The organism is Spiroplasma kunkelii CR2-3x, from assembly GCF_001274875.1.
Taxonomy (GTDB): Bacteria; Bacillota_I; Bacilli_A; order Mycoplasmatales; family Mycoplasmataceae; genus Spiroplasma; species Spiroplasma kunkelii.
Window position 1 is genome coordinate 1,059,666 of sequence record NZ_CP010899.1, and the last position, 19,146, is coordinate 1,078,811.

General features: G+C 25.5%; 15 protein-coding genes and 3 pseudogenes. 1 reads left to right on the top strand and 17 read right to left on the bottom strand.

The genetic code is table 4. The annotated features are described in order from the left end of the window. Positions 1 to 12: 12 nt before the first annotated feature. The 7 genes from scm1 to SKUN_RS09895 all read right to left on the bottom strand — a co-directional run bounded on the left by scm1 (position 13) and on the right by SKUN_RS09895 (position 8,882). Positions 13 to 1,242, bottom strand: coding sequence for a motility-associated protein Scm1 (gene scm1 / locus SKUN_RS05815; RefSeq protein ID WP_053391233.1), 1,230 nt, complete (start codon positions 1,240 to 1,242; stop codon positions 13 to 15). A gap of 93 nt (positions 1,243 to 1,335) precedes the next feature. Further along, a complete protein-coding gene (locus SKUN_RS05820) occupies positions 1,336 to 3,585 on the bottom strand; it encodes a RelA/SpoT family protein (protein WP_053391234.1) in 2,250 nt (749 codons plus the stop codon). 57 nt (positions 3,586 to 3,642) lie between these two features. Further along, positions 3,643 to 4,155, bottom strand: coding sequence for an adenine phosphoribosyltransferase (locus SKUN_RS05825; protein ID WP_053391235.1), 513 nt, complete (start codon positions 4,153 to 4,155; stop codon positions 3,643 to 3,645). A 25-nt stretch (positions 4,156 to 4,180) separates the two neighbouring features. Further along, entirely contained in the window at positions 4,181 to 7,357 is a 3,177-nt protein-coding gene (locus tag SKUN_RS05830) for a protein translocase SecDF, variant type (RefSeq protein ID WP_235510982.1), read from the bottom strand. A 65-nt stretch (positions 7,358 to 7,422) separates the two neighbouring features. Continuing rightward, the gene (locus SKUN_RS05835; RefSeq protein WP_144416779.1) at positions 7,423 to 7,713 is read right to left on the bottom strand and encodes a hypothetical protein; all 291 of its coding nucleotides are present in this window, start codon (positions 7,711 to 7,713) and stop codon (positions 7,423 to 7,425) included. A gap of 246 nt (positions 7,714 to 7,959) precedes the next feature. Beyond that, a complete protein-coding gene (locus SKUN_RS11815; RefSeq protein ID WP_200903033.1) occupies positions 7,960 to 8,427 on the bottom strand; it encodes an integrase core domain-containing protein in 468 nt (155 codons plus the stop codon). Next, the gene (locus tag SKUN_RS09895; protein ID WP_200902986.1) at positions 8,391 to 8,882 is read right to left on the bottom strand and encodes a hypothetical protein; all 492 of its coding nucleotides are present in this window, start codon (positions 8,880 to 8,882) and stop codon (positions 8,391 to 8,393) included. The genes SKUN_RS11815 and SKUN_RS09895 overlap by 37 nt, the downstream gene beginning before the upstream one ends. Before the next feature lie 282 nt (positions 8,883 to 9,164). Here SKUN_RS09895 and SKUN_RS05845 point away from each other — a divergent pair, with 282 nt between their 5' ends. Further along, the gene (locus SKUN_RS05845) at positions 9,165 to 9,629 is read left to right on the top strand and encodes a spiroplasma phage ORF1-like family protein (RefSeq protein ID WP_053391238.1); all 465 of its coding nucleotides are present in this window, start codon (positions 9,165 to 9,167) and stop codon (positions 9,627 to 9,629) included. A gap of 11 nt (positions 9,630 to 9,640) precedes the next feature. Here the strand turns inward: SKUN_RS05845 and SKUN_RS11820 are convergent. The 10 genes and pseudogenes from SKUN_RS11820 to SKUN_RS11830 form a co-directional block, all read right to left on the bottom strand. Then, a pseudogene (locus SKUN_RS11820) lies at positions 9,641 to 11,222 on the bottom strand (spiroplasma phage ORF1-like family protein); the annotation flags it as partial. A gap of 243 nt (positions 11,223 to 11,465) precedes the next feature. Continuing rightward, a pseudogene (locus SKUN_RS11825) lies at positions 11,466 to 11,582 on the bottom strand (SWIM zinc finger family protein); the annotation flags it as partial. After that, positions 11,548 to 11,706, bottom strand: a complete 159-nt coding sequence (locus SKUN_RS09405) for a hypothetical protein (RefSeq protein ID WP_158500800.1) — start codon at positions 11,704 to 11,706, stop codon at positions 11,548 to 11,550. The pseudogene SKUN_RS11825 and the gene SKUN_RS09405, both read right to left, overlap by 35 nt. A 190-nt stretch (positions 11,707 to 11,896) precedes the next feature. Next, on the bottom strand, positions 11,897 to 14,632 hold the full coding sequence (locus tag SKUN_RS05855) for a DEAD/DEAH box helicase family protein (RefSeq protein ID WP_053391239.1): 2,736 nt from the start codon (positions 14,630 to 14,632) through the stop codon (positions 11,897 to 11,899). A 59-nt stretch (positions 14,633 to 14,691) separates the two neighbouring features. Further along, positions 14,692 to 15,372, bottom strand: a complete 681-nt coding sequence (locus SKUN_RS05860; protein ID WP_158500801.1) for a hypothetical protein — start codon at positions 15,370 to 15,372, stop codon at positions 14,692 to 14,694. A gap of 379 nt (positions 15,373 to 15,751) precedes the next feature. Beyond that, the gene (locus SKUN_RS05865) at positions 15,752 to 17,041 is read right to left on the bottom strand and encodes a spiralin repeat-containing protein (RefSeq protein ID WP_053391241.1); all 1,290 of its coding nucleotides are present in this window, start codon (positions 17,039 to 17,041) and stop codon (positions 15,752 to 15,754) included. Positions 17,042 to 17,152: 111 nt separating this feature from the next. Beyond that, a complete protein-coding gene (locus SKUN_RS05870) occupies positions 17,153 to 17,473 on the bottom strand; it encodes a hypothetical protein (protein ID WP_053391242.1) in 321 nt (106 codons plus the stop codon). 227 nt (positions 17,474 to 17,700) lie between these two features. Further along, positions 17,701 to 17,835, bottom strand: a complete 135-nt coding sequence (locus SKUN_RS11425) for a hypothetical protein (RefSeq protein WP_268794818.1) — start codon at positions 17,833 to 17,835, stop codon at positions 17,701 to 17,703. A gap of 101 nt (positions 17,836 to 17,936) precedes the next feature. Then, positions 17,937 to 18,440: a type I restriction endonuclease subunit R, EcoR124 family gene (locus SKUN_RS05880; protein WP_053391244.1), complete on the bottom strand. Its 504-nt coding sequence runs from the start codon at positions 18,438 to 18,440 to the stop codon at positions 17,937 to 17,939. Positions 18,441 to 18,473: 33 nt separating this feature from the next. After that, positions 18,474 to 18,855 (bottom strand): annotated as a pseudogene (locus SKUN_RS11830) (type I restriction enzyme subunit R domain-containing protein). Positions 18,856 to 19,146: the final 291 nt, after the last annotated feature.

Here is a 19,146-nt window from a genome sequence, read left to right on the forward strand (position 1 = left end):
CTTACTAAAATCCTATTTTCGATATCCTCGAACCAATAAATAAAACGAAACTAATAAAATATTAACAAAGAAGAAAGTTGTAATTACTATCACAACGGCTGGATATTGAAAATATTGACGAAATATTGTTCACATTAAGGTTTGTCAAAGTAAACCAATTACTAATCATGTTAGCATTTGAACAAACATTAATAAATTATATGAAAATTCTTTTAAACGTGCTAAACAAAACAACATAAAATAAAGGGGAATAAAACTAATGATCATTAATCCTATTGCAACTACTAAAAGAATTCAGTTAGCTCTAACATACCCCGTTGTTGACGTGAAGGAAGGGAAAATCATAATTACAATAAAACCAATCATTAATAAAATCATTCCAATGTTGCTTCCTAAGCGTTGACGAAGTTCCCGACGAGAAGAAATATTAATGTATCCTAATCATTGCATAAAATGAGTTACAAATCCACCACGGTGTCCTGCTGATGATGGTAATAATAATTCAATTGCAATGCGAATTGATAATCCAATCACAACATTAGCAACAGCAAGGGGCATCACAAAAATAATTAATACTGCTCCTGCTTGCATAATTGTTGGTGCTTGCGCAAAAAGCGTTCCTAAGCCATCTTGATTAATTATTAAACCTAATATTGAAAACACATTTGGTTGATATTTTACATTGTTTATTCAAGTTGCCAATCCTTGACCATTAATTAAATTATATCAATAAAGTTTTTCACGCAGTACAAAAGAAAAACTATCAGCAATGGCAATGAAAAATAATCCTAAAAATAAGGATAGATATAAAATAAAGCCACCAATTTTTGTCATTCATTTACCAACTAATAAACGAACATTTCATTTTCAATGTGTTGTTTTTATATTTGTTAGTAAGACAATAAGAAAAATTGCTATTCCAACTGTAATTAATGTAAAAATAGGAACAAAAATATATAAATCAATTACTCAAAATTTAAAAAGAGCAAATCCATTTAAACTAAAAACTGCTTGAAAAGAACCATATGATAATAAAAAATTTAAAATATTATAAGCACTATCTCCCTGCAAAATTTCTAATGGATTAGGGTTTAATTCTTTAACGCTTAATGAATTAATAATTTCTTGTTTTAAGGCTGTTACTTGTTGATTTAATGTTGGAACAACTGCTCCAGCTATAATAATTACAATTCCTGCTAAAAATAATATAGTACTAAATTTTAATCAAGACTTTAATGCCATAGTCTCCTCCATGTTTCTAAATAACTATAGTTATATTATACCAATAAAACAAGGAAGATGATATTTTTTATTTATTCTGAAGTTATTAACAAATTACATCATAACTCTTTCTACTACTTTAATATCTGGAATGGCTAATAATGATGACCGAATTTGTTGCAAGCGGTCAGCATTACTAACCTTAATAATTGTTTTAATTGTTAAATTCATTAAATCACCAGAAACATTAGCACTCATCATTTGAACCATTGCATTTAAATGACTTAATACTTTTGTCACATCAACTAGTAAGGCAGGTCGATCAATTGCTTCGATTCGAATTGCACAATCATATTGTTTATTTTTACAAACTGCTTCATTTCAACTAACTTCAACTTGGCGGTCTTGCTTATCACCGCTTTGAATATTACGACAAGTTTTTAAATGAACTTTAATCCCTTCAGCTTTAGAAACATAACCAGTAATGTCTTCATATGGAATTGGCAAACAACATTGTGAAATAACAACTTTAATACTTGAAATACCTTGGACAATGATATCATCTTTTAATTGCGCTTTTTTATATTGTTTATCTTGTAATTTTTTTAAAATTTTTTCATTTTGACTTGTTTCGTGATCTAAATAAACTAAATTAATTGCTTCTTCTAAAGTATATTCATCATTAGCAACATCTAACAAAAAATCTTCAATATTATTAAAATTAATTGCATGTAATCGTTCTAACTGTGTTTCTGGATCAACTAATTTTCATTTTAAATCTTTTTTTGCAATATATTCTTCAATTTGTGCTTTTGTTTGTTTAATTTTCTCTAAATTAACTGATTTAGCATCACTAGTTACTTCAACTAATTCTTTTTTCAAATACTTCTTAATTTTTTGTAGCGCCGATGATGTTTTTGCGACAACTAATCATGAATAATTTGGTTTTTGAGTTGCTGCTGTTTTAATATCAACCACATCTCCTGATTTTAAAACAGTTGAAATTGGTGAAAATAAACCATTAATTTTTGCTCCAATTGTTTTTTCTCCAATTTCAGAATGAATTTTATAAGCAAAGTCCAGAACAGTTGAACCAAATGGTAATGTTACAACCTTACCATTTGGTGTTAAAACATAAATTAACGAAGAAAAAATATCATTTTGAATAATTTGTTCCATTAAATAATCTGGTTTATAAACTTCTTGTTGAATTTCATCTCGTTCTTGTACTGAAATATTTTCTAAATCTAAAATCCGTTTAAAAATATCTAATCGTTCATCAATATCTTTTTGTTTTTTTGCAATATCATAATTTTCCCCTTCTTTATAACGTCAATGCGCTGCTACACCTTGTTCTGCTAATTCATCCATTTCTTCAGTTCGAATTTGAATTTCAAAAATAAGACCATCATCAGCCGCAATTGTAGTATGCAAAGATTGATATAAATTATGTTTTGGCGTAGCAATATAATCTTTAAAGCGATTATTTAATGGCGTATAATGCTGATGGACAAAACCTAACACCTTATAACAATCATCAACACTATTTGTAATAATACGAACAGCTAAAATATCATGAATATCATCAAAATTTTTACCAAACTGATTCATTTTACGATAAATTGAATAAATTGATTTACTACGTCCATATACTTTTACAGACATCTTTTTCTCAGTAATTAAAATTTGTTTTAATTCTTCAATTTTTTTATTAATAGTATTCTCACGCTCTTTATTACTTGATTCTAATAATGAAACAATTTTATTGTATTGCACAGGATTAACAATTTTAAAACTAATATCTTCAATTTCTTGTTTAACAGCTTTCATTCCTAAGCGATGAGCAATTGCTGAATAAATTTCTAAACTTTCTCGTGCAATAATTTGTTGACGTTCTGGTTTTAAATAACCAATTGTTTTTAAATTATGTAAACGATCAGCTAACTTGACAATAATTACGCGAATATCTTTCGCCATTGATAAATATAACTTTCGTAAATATTGTGCCTTAATTTGTGTCCGATTTTCTTTTGCAAAATAACTAACTTTGGTTACCCCTTCAACTAAATTAGCGATTTCAATCCCAAATAATTCTTGTAATTCTTCAAAGGTAGCAGGAGTATCCTCTAAAACATCATGTAATAACCCAGCAATTAAAGTTTTTGGTCCCATTCGCCATTGTGCCAAAAAAAAGGTTGTTCATAATGGATGGATAATATAGGCTCCTCCGCTATTGCGAACTTGCCCATGGTGTTTTTCTTCAGCATACTGATATGCTTTCTGAATTTCCTTTAATGTTGCTTCATCTTTAATATACAACTTAATTTGTGCTAAGACTTCTTCGTATTTAATATCTCAATCCATTATAAACAACCCCTTTATAATTTTCTTATAATAATTATAATTATATCGCGTTTAGCATTAATATTCAATCAGAGTTTTAATTGGATATGAATATAAATCTTTTTTACAATTCAAATATGTTAAATCAATCACAAAAGCTAAACCAGCAATTGTCGCTTGTTCTTGCTTAACTAATTGACACATTGCACGTGCTGTTCCTCCCGATGCTAAAACATCATCAACAATCAGCACACGATCATTTGGTTGTAAATCTCCGGCATGAATCTCTAATTGATTTGCCGAATATTCGTAATTATATTTTGCATCAATAACTGTGCGGGATAATTTTCCCGCTTTTCGTACAGGAATAAACCGTAAATTGGTAGCAAAACTAACAGCTGGGCCAAACAAAAAACCACGTGCTTCAGGAGCAATAATTACTGTTGCTTTTTGAGCAACAGCATACGCTGCTAATTGCTTAATTACTATTTTAAAAGCCAAAGCGTTATTTAATAACGGAGTAATATCACGAAAAATAACCCCCGGTTCTGGAAAATTAGGAATATCAACAATAAACTTTTTTAGATCCATTTTTAAAAATTCCTTTCTTGGTTAATTAATCATTAATTCCAACAACAACTTGTTCATCAACTTCAACACGTTGTGAATCTAAGTAATTTTTAACACGGATTTTATTTAACGCACGATATTTTTCTAATGCTACTCAAATTGGGATTGCAACAAATAATGTCGCAAACATCCCAATAATTAAACCAATTAAAATAACAACATTAAAACCAAATCATGTTCCTGAAAAAGCCACTAAAGTAATTAATAAAATTGCAAACATAATTCCTAATGTTAAACAGTGCTGTAGAATTTGTTTAATTATAATATTAGCAACTTTTTGTAAAAAGTTATGTTCATAATTATAGATCCGAAACTCTTTTTGAATTTCTCTGATGATTTTATGGTTTTTACTTTTAATATCTTTTGCCACCAATTCTACCCGGTACAATTGGTCACGATATTTTTTTTTCAATTCTTTTAATTTTAAATCTGGATTTTTAACTGCTATTTTTTTTAATTCCTCTTGATAATAAACTTTATGAGCACGACGTAAACTTTTAATTTGAGCACGATGTTCTGACATATAGGCAAAGAATGTTTCATACTCACGAATATTAATTGCTTTTTTATTTTGTTTTGCACTCACCATTACCATTGTTCCAAAAGCAATTGCAAACCCAAAAATCATTAAGAACGCAATTGACATTTCAAAGGTAATTAACAACTGCGTAATAATTGCAATTGCAATAGTAACAATTAACGTAAAAATTGCAGCTAACACCATTCCAACAAATTGTGCTCAATCTAAACGGAATAATGTATAAACAAAAATACATGCTAAACCAAATGCCAGGCTAATTGCCACAATTTTTAAGATATAACCTTCCATAACTGGATCAGTTTGTTGTAAAGCTAATGATGTATCACTCGGGCTAGCACCATAAAATGAAGCAATGCTTGATAACAATTCACGTTCAAAAGTACCCTTAGTAATATTTGTACTAACAACTAAAATACGGTTACTATTACCAATATATTGTCGTTTAATCACATAAATATTAAAACTAAAATTATGACGTGTTATTTGCCGATACTCTTCAATTTGCGCATTTAACTTGGCAATTGCAACTTCATCTGGAACTTGTTTAGACCCATCTGTTCCTCACAAGTCTTCATTAACTGTAATATTAATTCCTGGTTTAATTGTATTAGCAACATTTGCTTTTCCAGCAAAACCAATTGCTAAGGCAATTATTAACAAAATGATTCCAACAATTGGGGTTCATTTTGTAATATTATAAAAGGTTCATTTGCCATGTTTTAATTGTTTACGCTTTTTATTTTCTACAGGGGCTGAAACAGAATTATCTGTTTCAGAATTAGCGGGCAGGTTTACTTCAACATCAGATGGAAGCTCAGTTGTTGAAGAATTCACTATTTTAACATCCGTAGCTATTTTTCTTGATTGTTTCTTAAACAATCAAGTTCATAATGAAAATCGTGAAACATCTAACCAACGATATTTTTCTTGTCAATGTAACTTAATGACAATTCAATACATTAACCGCGCTACGGCAAAAACCATAATAATTGCAATAATTAAACCAACTAATAAAATTGTGGCAAATGATTTAATATTATTAGTTCCTGTTCAAAATAGAGACAGTCCTAATATTACTAAAACAACTAAAGCATCGATAAAAACAGCAATTGTTTGTTTATTAGCAATTTTTATTGCTGGTTCAAATGGGATGTTATTTTCATACCGCTCACGTTTATACCGTGAAAAGAACAACAAGTTTCCTTCTAATGATAATCCAAAAGCAATAATTAAGGCGGCGATACTTTCTGGTGAAATTTCAACCTTTAATAAAGATGATAAATATAAGGTTGAAATAATTGTAAACAATAAAGTTAAGACGGCAATTAATCCAAATAAACGATAATAAACTAATAATACAATAAAAATGGCTAAAACTAGAACACCTAAAATAATCATTGAAATTTTAAACACATTTGATGAAACAACCGGTAGGATTTCACGATAACCGCGAATAGTAAATTCTAGTCCACTTAGACCCCCATTAACCAAGTTACTAATTTGGCGAGCTTCTGTCTCGGTTGATGTTGTAATTTGATTTGAATTTTCGGCTGCACCAGTTCCAATTTTAATTGAATTTCAATTAATAATATATTTTTTATATTCTTCAGTTAAAACACTATTATATTCAATAATTTTTTGTAAATATGGTCGCAATGGATCAATATATGCATTTGTTGTAGCACTTTTATCATTTGTATCAATTAATAAACGATTTGTTGGTACTGTTGTAAAACGAAAACGACTATCTTCCATTCATGTTCTAATTTGTGAAATTGGATAACGTAATGCTAAATCTAACAAATTTCCATGCTGAATTCTAACAGTCCCTGTATCATAATATTCTACATCAAAAATATGATAAATATTTGTTCCATCTGTTGAAAAAACCTTACTACGAATATCAACACTAAACAAAGTTGCAATTGCTTGTATATTATAAATATCATGGCGTAAATCATCAATCATTTGACCAATATCAGTTCAAATATATAATGGCTGTGCTTGTCCGCCTCCTTCTGCTGGTTTTAAACTATTAATAATGCTATTTCATTTTTGTTGATTTTTAATTTTTAAGGTAATAATTGGTCGACGTCCTTGGTCAACTCCTGTTGTTGAACCAGAGATAACATCACTTAATGGTGTTCGTTCTTTTGTTCCATTATTATCACTAATTAATAAATCTTTTCCCTTATTATCAGTTAAGTAAATTGCTCCTAATCGTTGAATTATTTTACTTAAGTCATTATAAGATTTAAACCTATCTTTTCCAACAATAACTTCAACAGAATTACGTCCTAATGTTTGTAAATATAAATTTTGGTTTGATAAAGGATCTAATTTATTTCGTAATAATTCTAAACCTTTTTTGCTATCTCCATTTGGAGTATCCGGTGAATAATTAGGGTCTCTTTTGTCAAAAACATCAATTTGAACTTGATATCCTCCTGAATAAGCAATTCCTGTTTGATGTGAATAACGAAAACTATCCGCTGAAAAAAGCGCGGCAATAATCATAGCAATAAATAAAACAATTAACGTTCCAATTCGGATAATTAATCGACTTATTGCTTTTTTATCTTTTGGCTCTTTAATTATTTTAACTTGTTCTTTCTTTCCCACGCTTGACACCACTATTCTACTTTTCAACTTTTCTTTATATATTGTACACTATTTCTTATCTAATCCTATGATTTAATAAACATATCTTTAAAATCATCTAACGATAAATCTGGATCAGTAATTTTTTGATTATTCATAAATTCAATTATCCGATTAAGTTTAATATTAAAAATATAATAAGCAGCATCACTAACATCAATAATTTTTTTATCAACTAAAATTATTTTTAATAAATAATTAATAACATCCTGTTCAGTAATATTTCGATTTAATAACTTTAAATCTACTGTTTTTAAACTAATCATTTTTAAAACATAATTAACAATTTGTTGTTGTTCTTTTTGATTATTTTGCATTATATTTACACCTTACCTTAGTTACAATTATTATTATAACTAAGTTATTTAAAAAATTAAGCAATTTATGTTAATTTTTTTAAAAATTTGTAGTATACCACATACATTTTAAAGATTACAAGAAAATAACAAAAATAATAAAAATATTTATTTATAATATAAAAATATCATAAAATAAATAAATAAAAAATATAAAATTAAACAAACTAAAAATTAGTTTAAATACAAAAACTTAATAATTTAAAATTATTTAATTAAACTATTCAAAAAGTTAAATGGTGTCTGAAAATTTAAAGACTTATGAACTCTTTCAAAATTATAAAAATAATAATAATCATTTAATTTATTCTGTAAACTAAAGACATTTAATATTTTTTCTTCAAATACAAATAATTTAGTATAATTTTGATGAAATCTTTCAATCTTGCCGTTTGACTGTGTAGAACGAACAGGTGTTGTCTGATGAAAAATATTTTTATCTGTTAAAAATTGAGTAAAATTAGTTTCTTTAACATTATTTTTTTGATTATTCCGATAATTATTAATAAATTCAGAACCGTTATCAGTTCTAATCCGTGTTATTTTAACACCAAATATATTTTTAAAATCACTAATTGCTTTTTTAACAGAATCAATAGCATTATCAATACTTAATTTATCATAAACATATCCTAATGCTAATCTTTTTTTTCATCAATAAAATCATAAACATAATACTTTTTATCAACTGAAAATTTACTTGGTACAAAATATTTAGCGTCCATCTGTAATAAACCTATTTCTTTAACTTCATATCTTGGATGTTGTTTTTTAATTTCTTTAATTTTATTTTTTATTTTTAATCATCTTTCATCTTTTTTAAGTCGACGAAAAAATGTTTTTAAATTTTTTGGTGCTTTATTTTTTAATTCTTCTCCATGAATCCCTTTTTTTAAATTATAAAACAAAGATAAAACACCACCAGCACACTTATTACAATATTCAAAATATAAATCACAAATAATTTGACGAACATCATTACTATATTGATAATTAATATTATTAGGAATTGTTGACTTTAATAAAAACTTATCAAAATCATTATTTTTATATGCAATTAAAATTCTATTCGCTCAATAATAAAAAGTTGAAAACTTATTTTTAAAATATTTTTTAATTAAATCTTTCAACAAAAATTTATCATTATTAATATAATAATCATTAAACAAATTAATATATTAAAATATTTTTTGTTTTATTTTTTTATAATATTTATTTTTATAATTTTTACTTAAAAAATTTTTAAATTTTGCTTGTAAATCAAACAAATTAAAATTATTAATAATATATTTCATTAATTTACACCTACCATCAAAAATATATAAAATTAATATTTAATACAAAATAATTAATATATAATTGATATATAATAAAATCAATTATATATAAAACAATAAAAAGGAACAATATATATGAAAAAATGACTTAGCATAATAGGAACAATCGGATTAACCGCAACAAGCACAACAACATTAATCAGTTGTAATAAAAAAAATAATAACAATGAAAACAAAGAAAATAATAAACCAGAAATATCATATACTCCACAACAACCACCAGAAAAAAGTAATTGAAAATTAATTGCTTTAACAAATCGCGGAAGACAATTAGAAAAAAAAGAAGATAAATGATATTTTTTAATATATTCTGCTTGAAATTTACAAACTCGCTCTGCCTATAAAACTGTTTTAAAAATTAATTCCAAATGAGACGTTTTAAATTTAGCTGGTAATATAAAATTTGATAATTATAATTTTTCTCTTAAACGTGTTGAAGCAATGTATCAATGAGATGGTAATGGTGAACCTGAAACACCAACAATCAATAAAGACACTGGTGAAATTACTGACTGAAAAGAACAAAAAGGAACTAAATAACAGTTCCTTTTTTATACTAATCGCACAAATTTCATAAAAATAATTAATAAAAAAATATTTGTTATTGTACTATACAATGCAGGATTAAATTTTCATACCTCAAATATTTGACTAAAAAAACTATATACTGTCTCAAAAACCTTGCCAACACCACTCGCTAACTCGTTAACTTGTTTAACACCAGGAATAGTATTAACAATCCAAATCACCGCATTTTTAATATGAGCAGCAAAATCTCATCAACCCTCAGGCGTTACATATTGCACCTGTCATCATTGTTTATCCGGAAATAAACCACCACTATTTATCTCTTGTCAATTATAAATCCCAAAATTAAAATCATAATATCAGTACATATCATTCTCTTTTTGTGCTTGCAATTCAAAAACATTATAACCGATTTTTTGTTCTTCAATTTTTTTATATTGCAAACGATATTTATTTTGTAAATCACCACCAAAAAAATAACCCGAATTTAACTTAATATCATAATTATTAACAACCGAAAAATCATAATTAAAAACACTACCATAATTATTAATCGTATAAAACCGATTTTAAAATGCTGAATATAATTTAATATCTAATTGCTTATATTTATCTGAAAAAATAAAAATATCGTGGATAAATTTTAAAACCATTATTTACTAATAAACCATATTTTTTATTATATCCTTGTAAATAAGTATTATTTTCTAAATCAAAAATCGTTCATAAATAATTAGTATAAAATTTCTGTGAAATCTTAAACATACTATTTAATAATTTATCAAATTGCAATTTATCATTAATATTTTCACTCAATAAAATATTATTAAAATTTTGTAATTTCAAAGCAAAAAAGTTAAATAAAACAGTATCATATTACAAATTATCAATATAACCATTTTCAATAAACGAACTACGATTTTGAAACACTGGCACCAAAGCACTTGCAAAAAAAGACTGCAAAAAATTAGACAAATCAAAACGACCGTTAAACTGTTGAAAATATCTTAAATCTTTATTATTTATAGATGAATAAATTGAACCATTAAGACTAAAAACTTGACCAGTTCCAATCCGCATAAAACTAAAATTAAAACTCAAATCATCACTATTAACATTATTTAACTCTAAACTACCCGAAATAATTAAATTTGCTTCATCAGCAGTCAAAATCATCCGATAAATTGCTTTTTTAATATTTTTAACATTTAATTCATCAACCATCTCAAAATCAAAAATTATCCGTTTTGTTCCAACCTTATTCGGATTTTCATAATCCGCACTACCACCTTGTTGAACTCTAATATTTTCTTTCAAAACAGCAGTTAAAGAATAATCAATAAATTCTTTTACAAAATTTTGTTGATAAGTATTTCAATCAGTAATTTCACCAGTGTTTTCGTTGATTGTTGGTGTTTCAGGTTCACCATTACCATCTCATTGATACATTGCTTCAACACGTTTAAGAGAAAAATTATAATTATCAAATTTTATATTACCAGCTAAATTTAAAACATCTCATTTGGAATTAATTTTTAAAACAGTTTTATAGGCAGAGCGAGTTTGTAAATTTCAAGCAGAATATATTAAAAAATATCATTTATCTTCTTTTTTTTCTAATTGTCTTCCGCGATTTGTTAAAGCAATTAATTTTCAATTACTTTTTTCTGGTGGTTGTTGCAACGTATAATCAATAATTAAACTAAATTGGCAAGTAATAATTCGTTCTTTTAAACTATGATTTTGTTTATTTTTATTAATAAATGTTATTAATAGTTGATTACTCGCTGTAAAAAATAACCGTCAAGTAACCAAATTATTGTTTGATTCATAAAATACAAAAAGTAAAACCATAATAATATGCTGACAAATTTGATGTTGAAAATTATAGTCAATACAACTACAATTTTGCCGTGTTAAAAAAGTTAAATTATTGCTTAAAGTAAAAAACAACATTAACATCATAATAATCCCCACTATGTTTTGACGCTACTTGGCAATAAAGCATTAATTCTTTTTCATCGCTTGAAATTTTCTGTTCATCAATTTTTAATAATGTTATTTTTTGTTTCGTATAACTGTTCGGCATTATTAAATATTGCTAATCTCGCTAAACTCCGAATATATTCAATTCAAGATTAAAACTTTCCATTTTACTATAGGCTCAGGCTCCTTTAATAAAATAATACTATTATTTAATTATAATACATTTTTGTTTAACTGGTGAAATGTATTAATCTTTTTTACTTACAATTATAAATAATACATTTTAATATCATCTATTCTTCTTCAAGTTGAACAAAAAATTTTGCAGTAAGATAATTGTCTGTTAACATTGTGTCATACTTGCCAAAGCCAACAAAAGAATATAATTTTAATCCTAAATTTGGTCATTTTAAATTAATTTTATTTTGTAAAAATAAGTATTTGATTATTGCACTATTTTGCATATCTCGCACTAATTTATTAGCCATTGTCATCACTTCTGGAATTGACCAATAAAATATCTTTTGATCAGGTAAATATTTGGTTAATTTTCCATAACCACTACCATCTTCATCCGCCAAAATAACTTGTTTTGTTTGATCAAATGTTAGATATCCTGCTTGAAAAGCAATAATTCGTAATTCACCTCGTAATAATAAAAAATTAGTTCGACCAATTACGGATAATACTTGTTTTACAGTATAAGTTGTTCCGGGTAATAATGGTGTTGCTGCACTAGAATACATTTTTAATGTTTCATGTTCTAATTTATATTGTAAAAGTAACAATAATTCAGCGACAATCACTTGATGCTGGTCAATAAAATAAGTTACTAAATCAGGAATCGTTAAATAATTTGGAAATAATTGCGTAAAAACATTCATACTTGTTACTTCATATAATAATGATGTTATTAATAAATTATCATATTCAAGGTTAATTGCATCAGCAGTAATAGTTTTACTTAAACGTAAAATAAAATAATTAATAATTGGATAACTATCTAAAAATAAAAATTGTTTTAAAATATTTTTATTACGATTAGTATTATTTTCATTTTGATGATAATGCATAATATTTCGGCCAATTTTAACATAAAAATCGTTAACATAATTATAAAATTGGTATAAGGATAAATCATAATCAGTTAGTAAATGTTTTAATCCTGACTCGTGATATTTTTGATAATATTCACGAATATGGGTTTTAATTCGAGCCCGATTATCATATCATTTTTGTAAGTTATTTAAAATAATTTTTTGTGAGCGTTGTTCTAAGGTAATTGTACAATTATAAGGCAGTCCTTCATTAGCTAACAGTCCCTTTATTGATGTTAATTTCGAATCATATAAGTTTTTAATTCCAACAGTAATATCATATTTGCTATCAATATTACTAATTAAATCATAAACTTCTAAACGACTTTTTAATTCTGTTTTACGAAGCCCTCGCCCAAGTTGTTGTAAATAAACTGTTTTTGAATTTGTTGGTCGTAATAAAATAATAATATTAATTTCTGGTACATCAATTCCTTCATTAAACATATTAACAACACATAAATAATTAATTCGCCCTGTTTTAAATTCATGTAAAATCCGCGCGCGGTAGTCACGATTTTCAGATGTTAAGTAATCTGCTCGTAAATGGTTTGTTCGTAAATATGTTGCTACCAATTTAGCATGTTCAGTTGTAACACAAAAAATTAAGGCAACTGGTTTTGCATATAAGCCAATATATTTATCAATCATTTTTAATAATAACTCATTTCGAACATTCGTATTTAACTTTTTAAAAAGTTCATTATCAGAGTTTAAATCAACGCCAATTAAATCAACTGTATTATCATCAATACAATAATAATCAAATGGACATAATAAACGTTGATTAACTGCATCTCATAGTCGTAATTCTTCGGCATATTCATCAAGAAAATATTTTTTAATGGACTTACCATCTTCTCGTTCTGGTGTTGCTGTTAATCCAAGTATTTGTTGTGGTTGAAAATAATTAAAAACTTGGTCAAAGATTGTAGCAGCAATATGGTGTGCTTCATCAAAAATAACCACATCAAAATAATTTGCCGCAAACTGTGGTAACCGACTTGCCATGGTTTGAATAGTTGCAAAGATATGCGTTTGATTCTGTATTACTTTACCCTCATACATTACTTCTCCAAAAGTTTGATCCATCAAAACATTGCGAAAAGTTTGTAAGGCTTGGTCTAAAATTTCTTTCTGATGAGCCAAAAACAACAACTTCAAGGGTTGATGATTATTTTCTTGTAATTGGTGTAAATAATCAAAAGCAGCAACAACAGTTTTCCCCGTTCCCGTTGCCATAATTACTAAATGTGCTTGTTTACCACAACGACGACGATACTGTAATTTTGCCACAATTGCTTTTTGAAAATCATATAAGTATTTTCGAATGGTTAAAATTTCAGTTGCAGTATCATTAAACATTGTTGCAATTCGCATTGATTGATTTTGAGTAATACGTTCTAATAAATGCTTACGTGCGATTTCATCATTAAAATCAACTAAAACTTCATTTCATAAATGCTCAAATTCATCAATTATTTCAGTAACTAAATTAGGATTATTTTTGGTTGTTAACTTAATATTTCATTCTCGCCCAGTAACCATTCCTTTATAAGTTAAATTTGAAGAACCAAGAATTACGGTTGAAATACCATGGAATCGTTTAAAAAGGGAAGCTTTAATATGAATTCGTTCACTTCGTTTTTCTAAATTATCTTCAACTTTAACTTGGATATTATCATAAGTTGTTACTAAACGGGTCAATTCTAATAAATTATTGTATTCTGCTAAATCATCAAAAGTTGTTGTAATAATTCGAATTGGAATTTTTTGCATTCAGCAATGTTTAATTGATGCTTCAATTTTATTAATAATTGCCTTTGAAATAAAAGGAAAAACAAAGCATACTTCATCAGCAGTACACATTTCATTATTTAATTCAACTAATAATTTTTGCTGATTTTGATTTGTAAAAAACTTTTCTCCCATTTATTATCATCTTTCTTCTTGTAATTATTAAATAAAATAAGTAATTATAAAATTATTTACTAGACAATCATAATCTCAAATTGATTTAACCATGTAAAACATTTTTTTAATCAAAAAATATCAATTTCAAATTTTGCAAGAATATCTTGAATAAGATTATCAAATTTTCCGGAAAATTCTACTGTTGTTAATGCCATTTTTTTATCATTTCAACTTTTAACTAAATAAGATTGAAATAAGAACGTTAAAACCCCCTCAGCAACATCAACTGCTGGAATGGTTGGCACTTTTCCTGCTAAAATAAATAAATTCTTTCGAACTTGTGGTGTTAAAATTGTTTTAATTGCTCGTTTAGATGTACCACCAACTAAAAATTTTTCTTCAAATAAATTATCTTGTAAATTAATATAATTTAATGGATTAAAAAATTTAGTTGTTATCCCGCGTGGTGGCATTGTAAATTGTCCTGTTAATTTATGATACGGTTGAATTGTGAAAATTCGGATACGATAAAATTCTTCTTTATCAACCTTATTTTTAATTTTAGTTGAAACTTTATGTGTAATTGTTCCAAAGGAAATATTTACACTAAAATGAGTTAAATTAAACACAAAATTAATTTTAGTGTTATTATTAAAATTAATTAAAAGTGTTGGTAATGGTTTAAATATTTTAATAATTCCTAATAATGTTAATTCAGAAGTAAAATATTCTTCTAATGCTAAATTATAAATTATCACTAAATCAATTTTATCTATAGTCTGATCTGATAATTTTAATAATCGTGTCCATTTAATAATTATAATAGCAAACTGTGATAATCAGCGCAAGACCAATTAAAAACATTAAAATAGGAATTCATATTAAAATTAATTTAATATTTTTTACGACAAATAAAATAATAAAAATTCCCATAATACTAAAAAAGGTCTTAAAAACATCATTCAACGAATAATTAATTGGAATTGTTTCTTTGGTGGTTGAAAGGAAATATTATTATGGTAATATTATAGTAATATTCTTGCAATTGATCATTAATAATTTTTCGACTTACTATTTTTAAATCATTATTTCTTAATTTTTCAATCATTTTAGTTTTCTCTTCTATTGCAATAATTTTTAGTATGAAATCTCTTTTGATAATAAAGTTATTTTAAAAGTAAACCTGTTAGTAATTAATTGACTATTTTCATTAGCCATTACCGTAAATTCAATCATTTCTCCTGGCGTTTGGTCATCAGAACTTTTATCATGATTATTAGTAATTTTAAAATCAGCAACTGTTACATTAATTGAAAATGTTGTATCAATTGCTTTTCTTACTTCCTTGATTAAATTAGCATCTCGATTTAATTCCTGATAATCAGCATCCGGATTGGCAATCAAAGCAATTTTTGCTATCGTAACTGAACTTATATTTAATTTTTGCAACTCAACAGTAAAAGTAACTCTTCCATTAATTAAATTACTACTTTCTGCTGCTTTAACAATAAAACTTACTTTTTGACTTGGCTCTTGTTTTTTATCATCCTCTTGATTATTTGTAACAATAAAATCATTTGTTGTAATTGTAATTTGTAATTTATTATTAATGGTGCCAATAATAGCATCTAATATTTCTGGATTTTGGTTCAACGCTTGATATGTTAACTTTGGATTTGAAACAATTAACATTTTGTTAATTTCCACACTAGAAATATCTTTGCGGGCAAATAAAATACTACTAAAAGTAAATGAACCTTGAATTAAACTACTACTTGTTGTCGCAGTGACTGTAAAAGTAATAATCGTATTAGGAACTTGTTTATTTTGTGGAACTTGGTCATTTGTTAAAACAAAGTCATTATTCGAAGCAGTAATTGACAAGCGTTGATTAATAGAATCTCGAACTACATCTAAAATTTCTATCTCATTATTTAAAGCTACATATTTTTCCTCTTCATGTGCTGCTAATTTTAAATCATTAACAATTACTGTTTTAATATCCTGCTTATTGACATCAGTTACTTTAATATTAACTTTATAAGTACCACCTAAAATAAAACCTTCTTGAACTAAATTTTGTTGATCAAATTGAATTGTTTTATCAGGAGGTGCTAGTTTAATAATAATATTAATAATTTTATCACGAGTAACAGTTGTTGTCTTGTCGTTATTAATATTTTTATTATTATATCAAATTTCATATTTAGCAATTTTAACTGCTGTTGGCTCTTCCTTTAGATTATATCGTGTTTGCATAAAAGTATGAAGATTATTAAGAATGTCAGGTCCTGTCTGGTTAGTATTAATTTGAAATGTTTGTAAAATATTTTTTTCATATTGTTGTGGCGGATTACAAGCAATTAAATTAAAACTAGGTGATATTATAGTTCCTAAACTAGTTAATATTAATAATATTTTTTTCATTAATAATCTAACTCCTTTTATTTTTTGTACATTATTCTAAATTAATTATAAACAAAAAAAAGAATTAAAAAAGTTTTCAATTTTTAATTGAAAACTTTTTCATTATATATATTATTCATAATTATCTGATAACCACAAATTAAAATGAGATTCATCACTAGTTTTATAAGCAATTTTGTCATTAGTTTTTGTTGTAACTTTAAATTTAACATTTGTAAAACTTAATTTAAAGTCAACAGCATTTAAAATTTGTGTTAAGTTAGGAGTATTATTTTTATCAATAATTGCACTAAAATTTTCTCACTTATCATCTTGCCCAGGAGTTTTAAATTGTAATTTAACTATTCCGGCACTCATTGTAACATCATTATTTTTTAACTCAGTATTACTTATTACAAAATCACGTAAAATATTAGAACCAGAATAATTCATTAATTGTGGACCTAAGAAAAACTTAATTTTAGGAAGAAAAATAGTGACAATTGCACTAATCCCTTGTCATGTCTTTGGCTGAGCAAGATTTGTGTTAACAGCATCAATTCCTTTGTCACATTTTGCAGCAAAAATATCTAAAATACTTACAATTAATAAAGTTGGTTTTAAACTAAGTAAACTTTTTACTTTACTTTGGTTAATTTCACCTCAAAAAAGTGGTACATCTAATGATAATTGATTGATAATCGATATTTACTATCCGTTTCTTTGCAATCACTTTGATAACCAGTTAAAGTATTAAATATTAAACTGTCTAAATTTGTATTAGTATTTTGATTGATAAAAATACCCTGTTTCATCAAAAGAAACTTTAATATTTTCTTTTAAATTGGTATAATACTTCTAAATCTGCGGTATTTTTAAGAGTTGGAATAACTCTTTCAATAAATTAATTTATTAATTATGATTTAGATTTTAATACTTGATCAGTTGAGTCTAATATTTCTTTTTTTATTTCTTTAATTTGTTTTTCTTTTCTTTTAATATTATTTAAATCTATTTTTTTTAGTAATTCTAAAATATAATAAACATTAATTTTATTACTATAAATTAATTCTAATTCAAAATCAACATCTGCTAAAACAGATAATTTTTCTTTTTTATTTTTTTCATTACTAAATGATAAATAACGAGATTTAAATTCATTATATTCATTTTTATTAAAATTATATTTACTTTGATTAATATCAAATTCAATAAATGTTTCTAATTTTAATAATATTTTTGCTATTTCTTTAAATAAAAAAATAAATTCTTTAATTTTAACTTCGTCACCATCATTTCCTACATCATAAGCACAATTATAATCTTTTTTTAATTTATTCACTAACTTAATAAATTCTAGTTCATAATAATAAAATGGTTTAATTAATATTTGATCAGTAGTTGTACTATTAGAAAACAATAAAATTGCTTCATCAACAGTTTTTTTAGTAGTTTAATAACAAATAATATTACCAAATGGTTTATTAATATTTATAATTCTGTTTGTTCGTGAAAATGCTTGGATTAATTTATGATATTTTAATAATTTATCTAAATATAATGCACTAGTTATGGGTGAATCAAAACCTGTTAAAAACATATCAACAACAATTAATAAATCAATTTCTTTGTTTTTAACTTTTTTGTAAATCGATAAAATAATCATTAAATCTGCTGATATTAAAATTAGTATCAAAGTTTATATTATAATCTTTAATTATTTTTTCTAATTCTATTTTAAAAGAAAAAACTTTATTATTTAAATCTTCATTTGCTTCAAATGTAAAAATTGAAGCAATTTTTAAATTATGTGTAAATTGTAAATGCCAACCGATAAAAAGTTAACTATTAATTTAATTAACTTTTTTAAGTTAATTATAGGAGGTTGAAATTATGTAAACAAAGCAATATTTTATTTTGCAGTCGCTAGTGAAAAAGTATGGTAAAGATAATGTTATTAATACTGTTAATAATATTGCAAAAAAATATTGAAATTAAAAAGTAAAGAATAAATTATTCCGCGTAATTTATTAGCGGATAATTTATTAAATAGTGTTTTTTAATGGAGCAAAGCAATAACGAGCGGAGCGAGTTTACAAATTTCAATTTTTTAATTTATGAAAGGA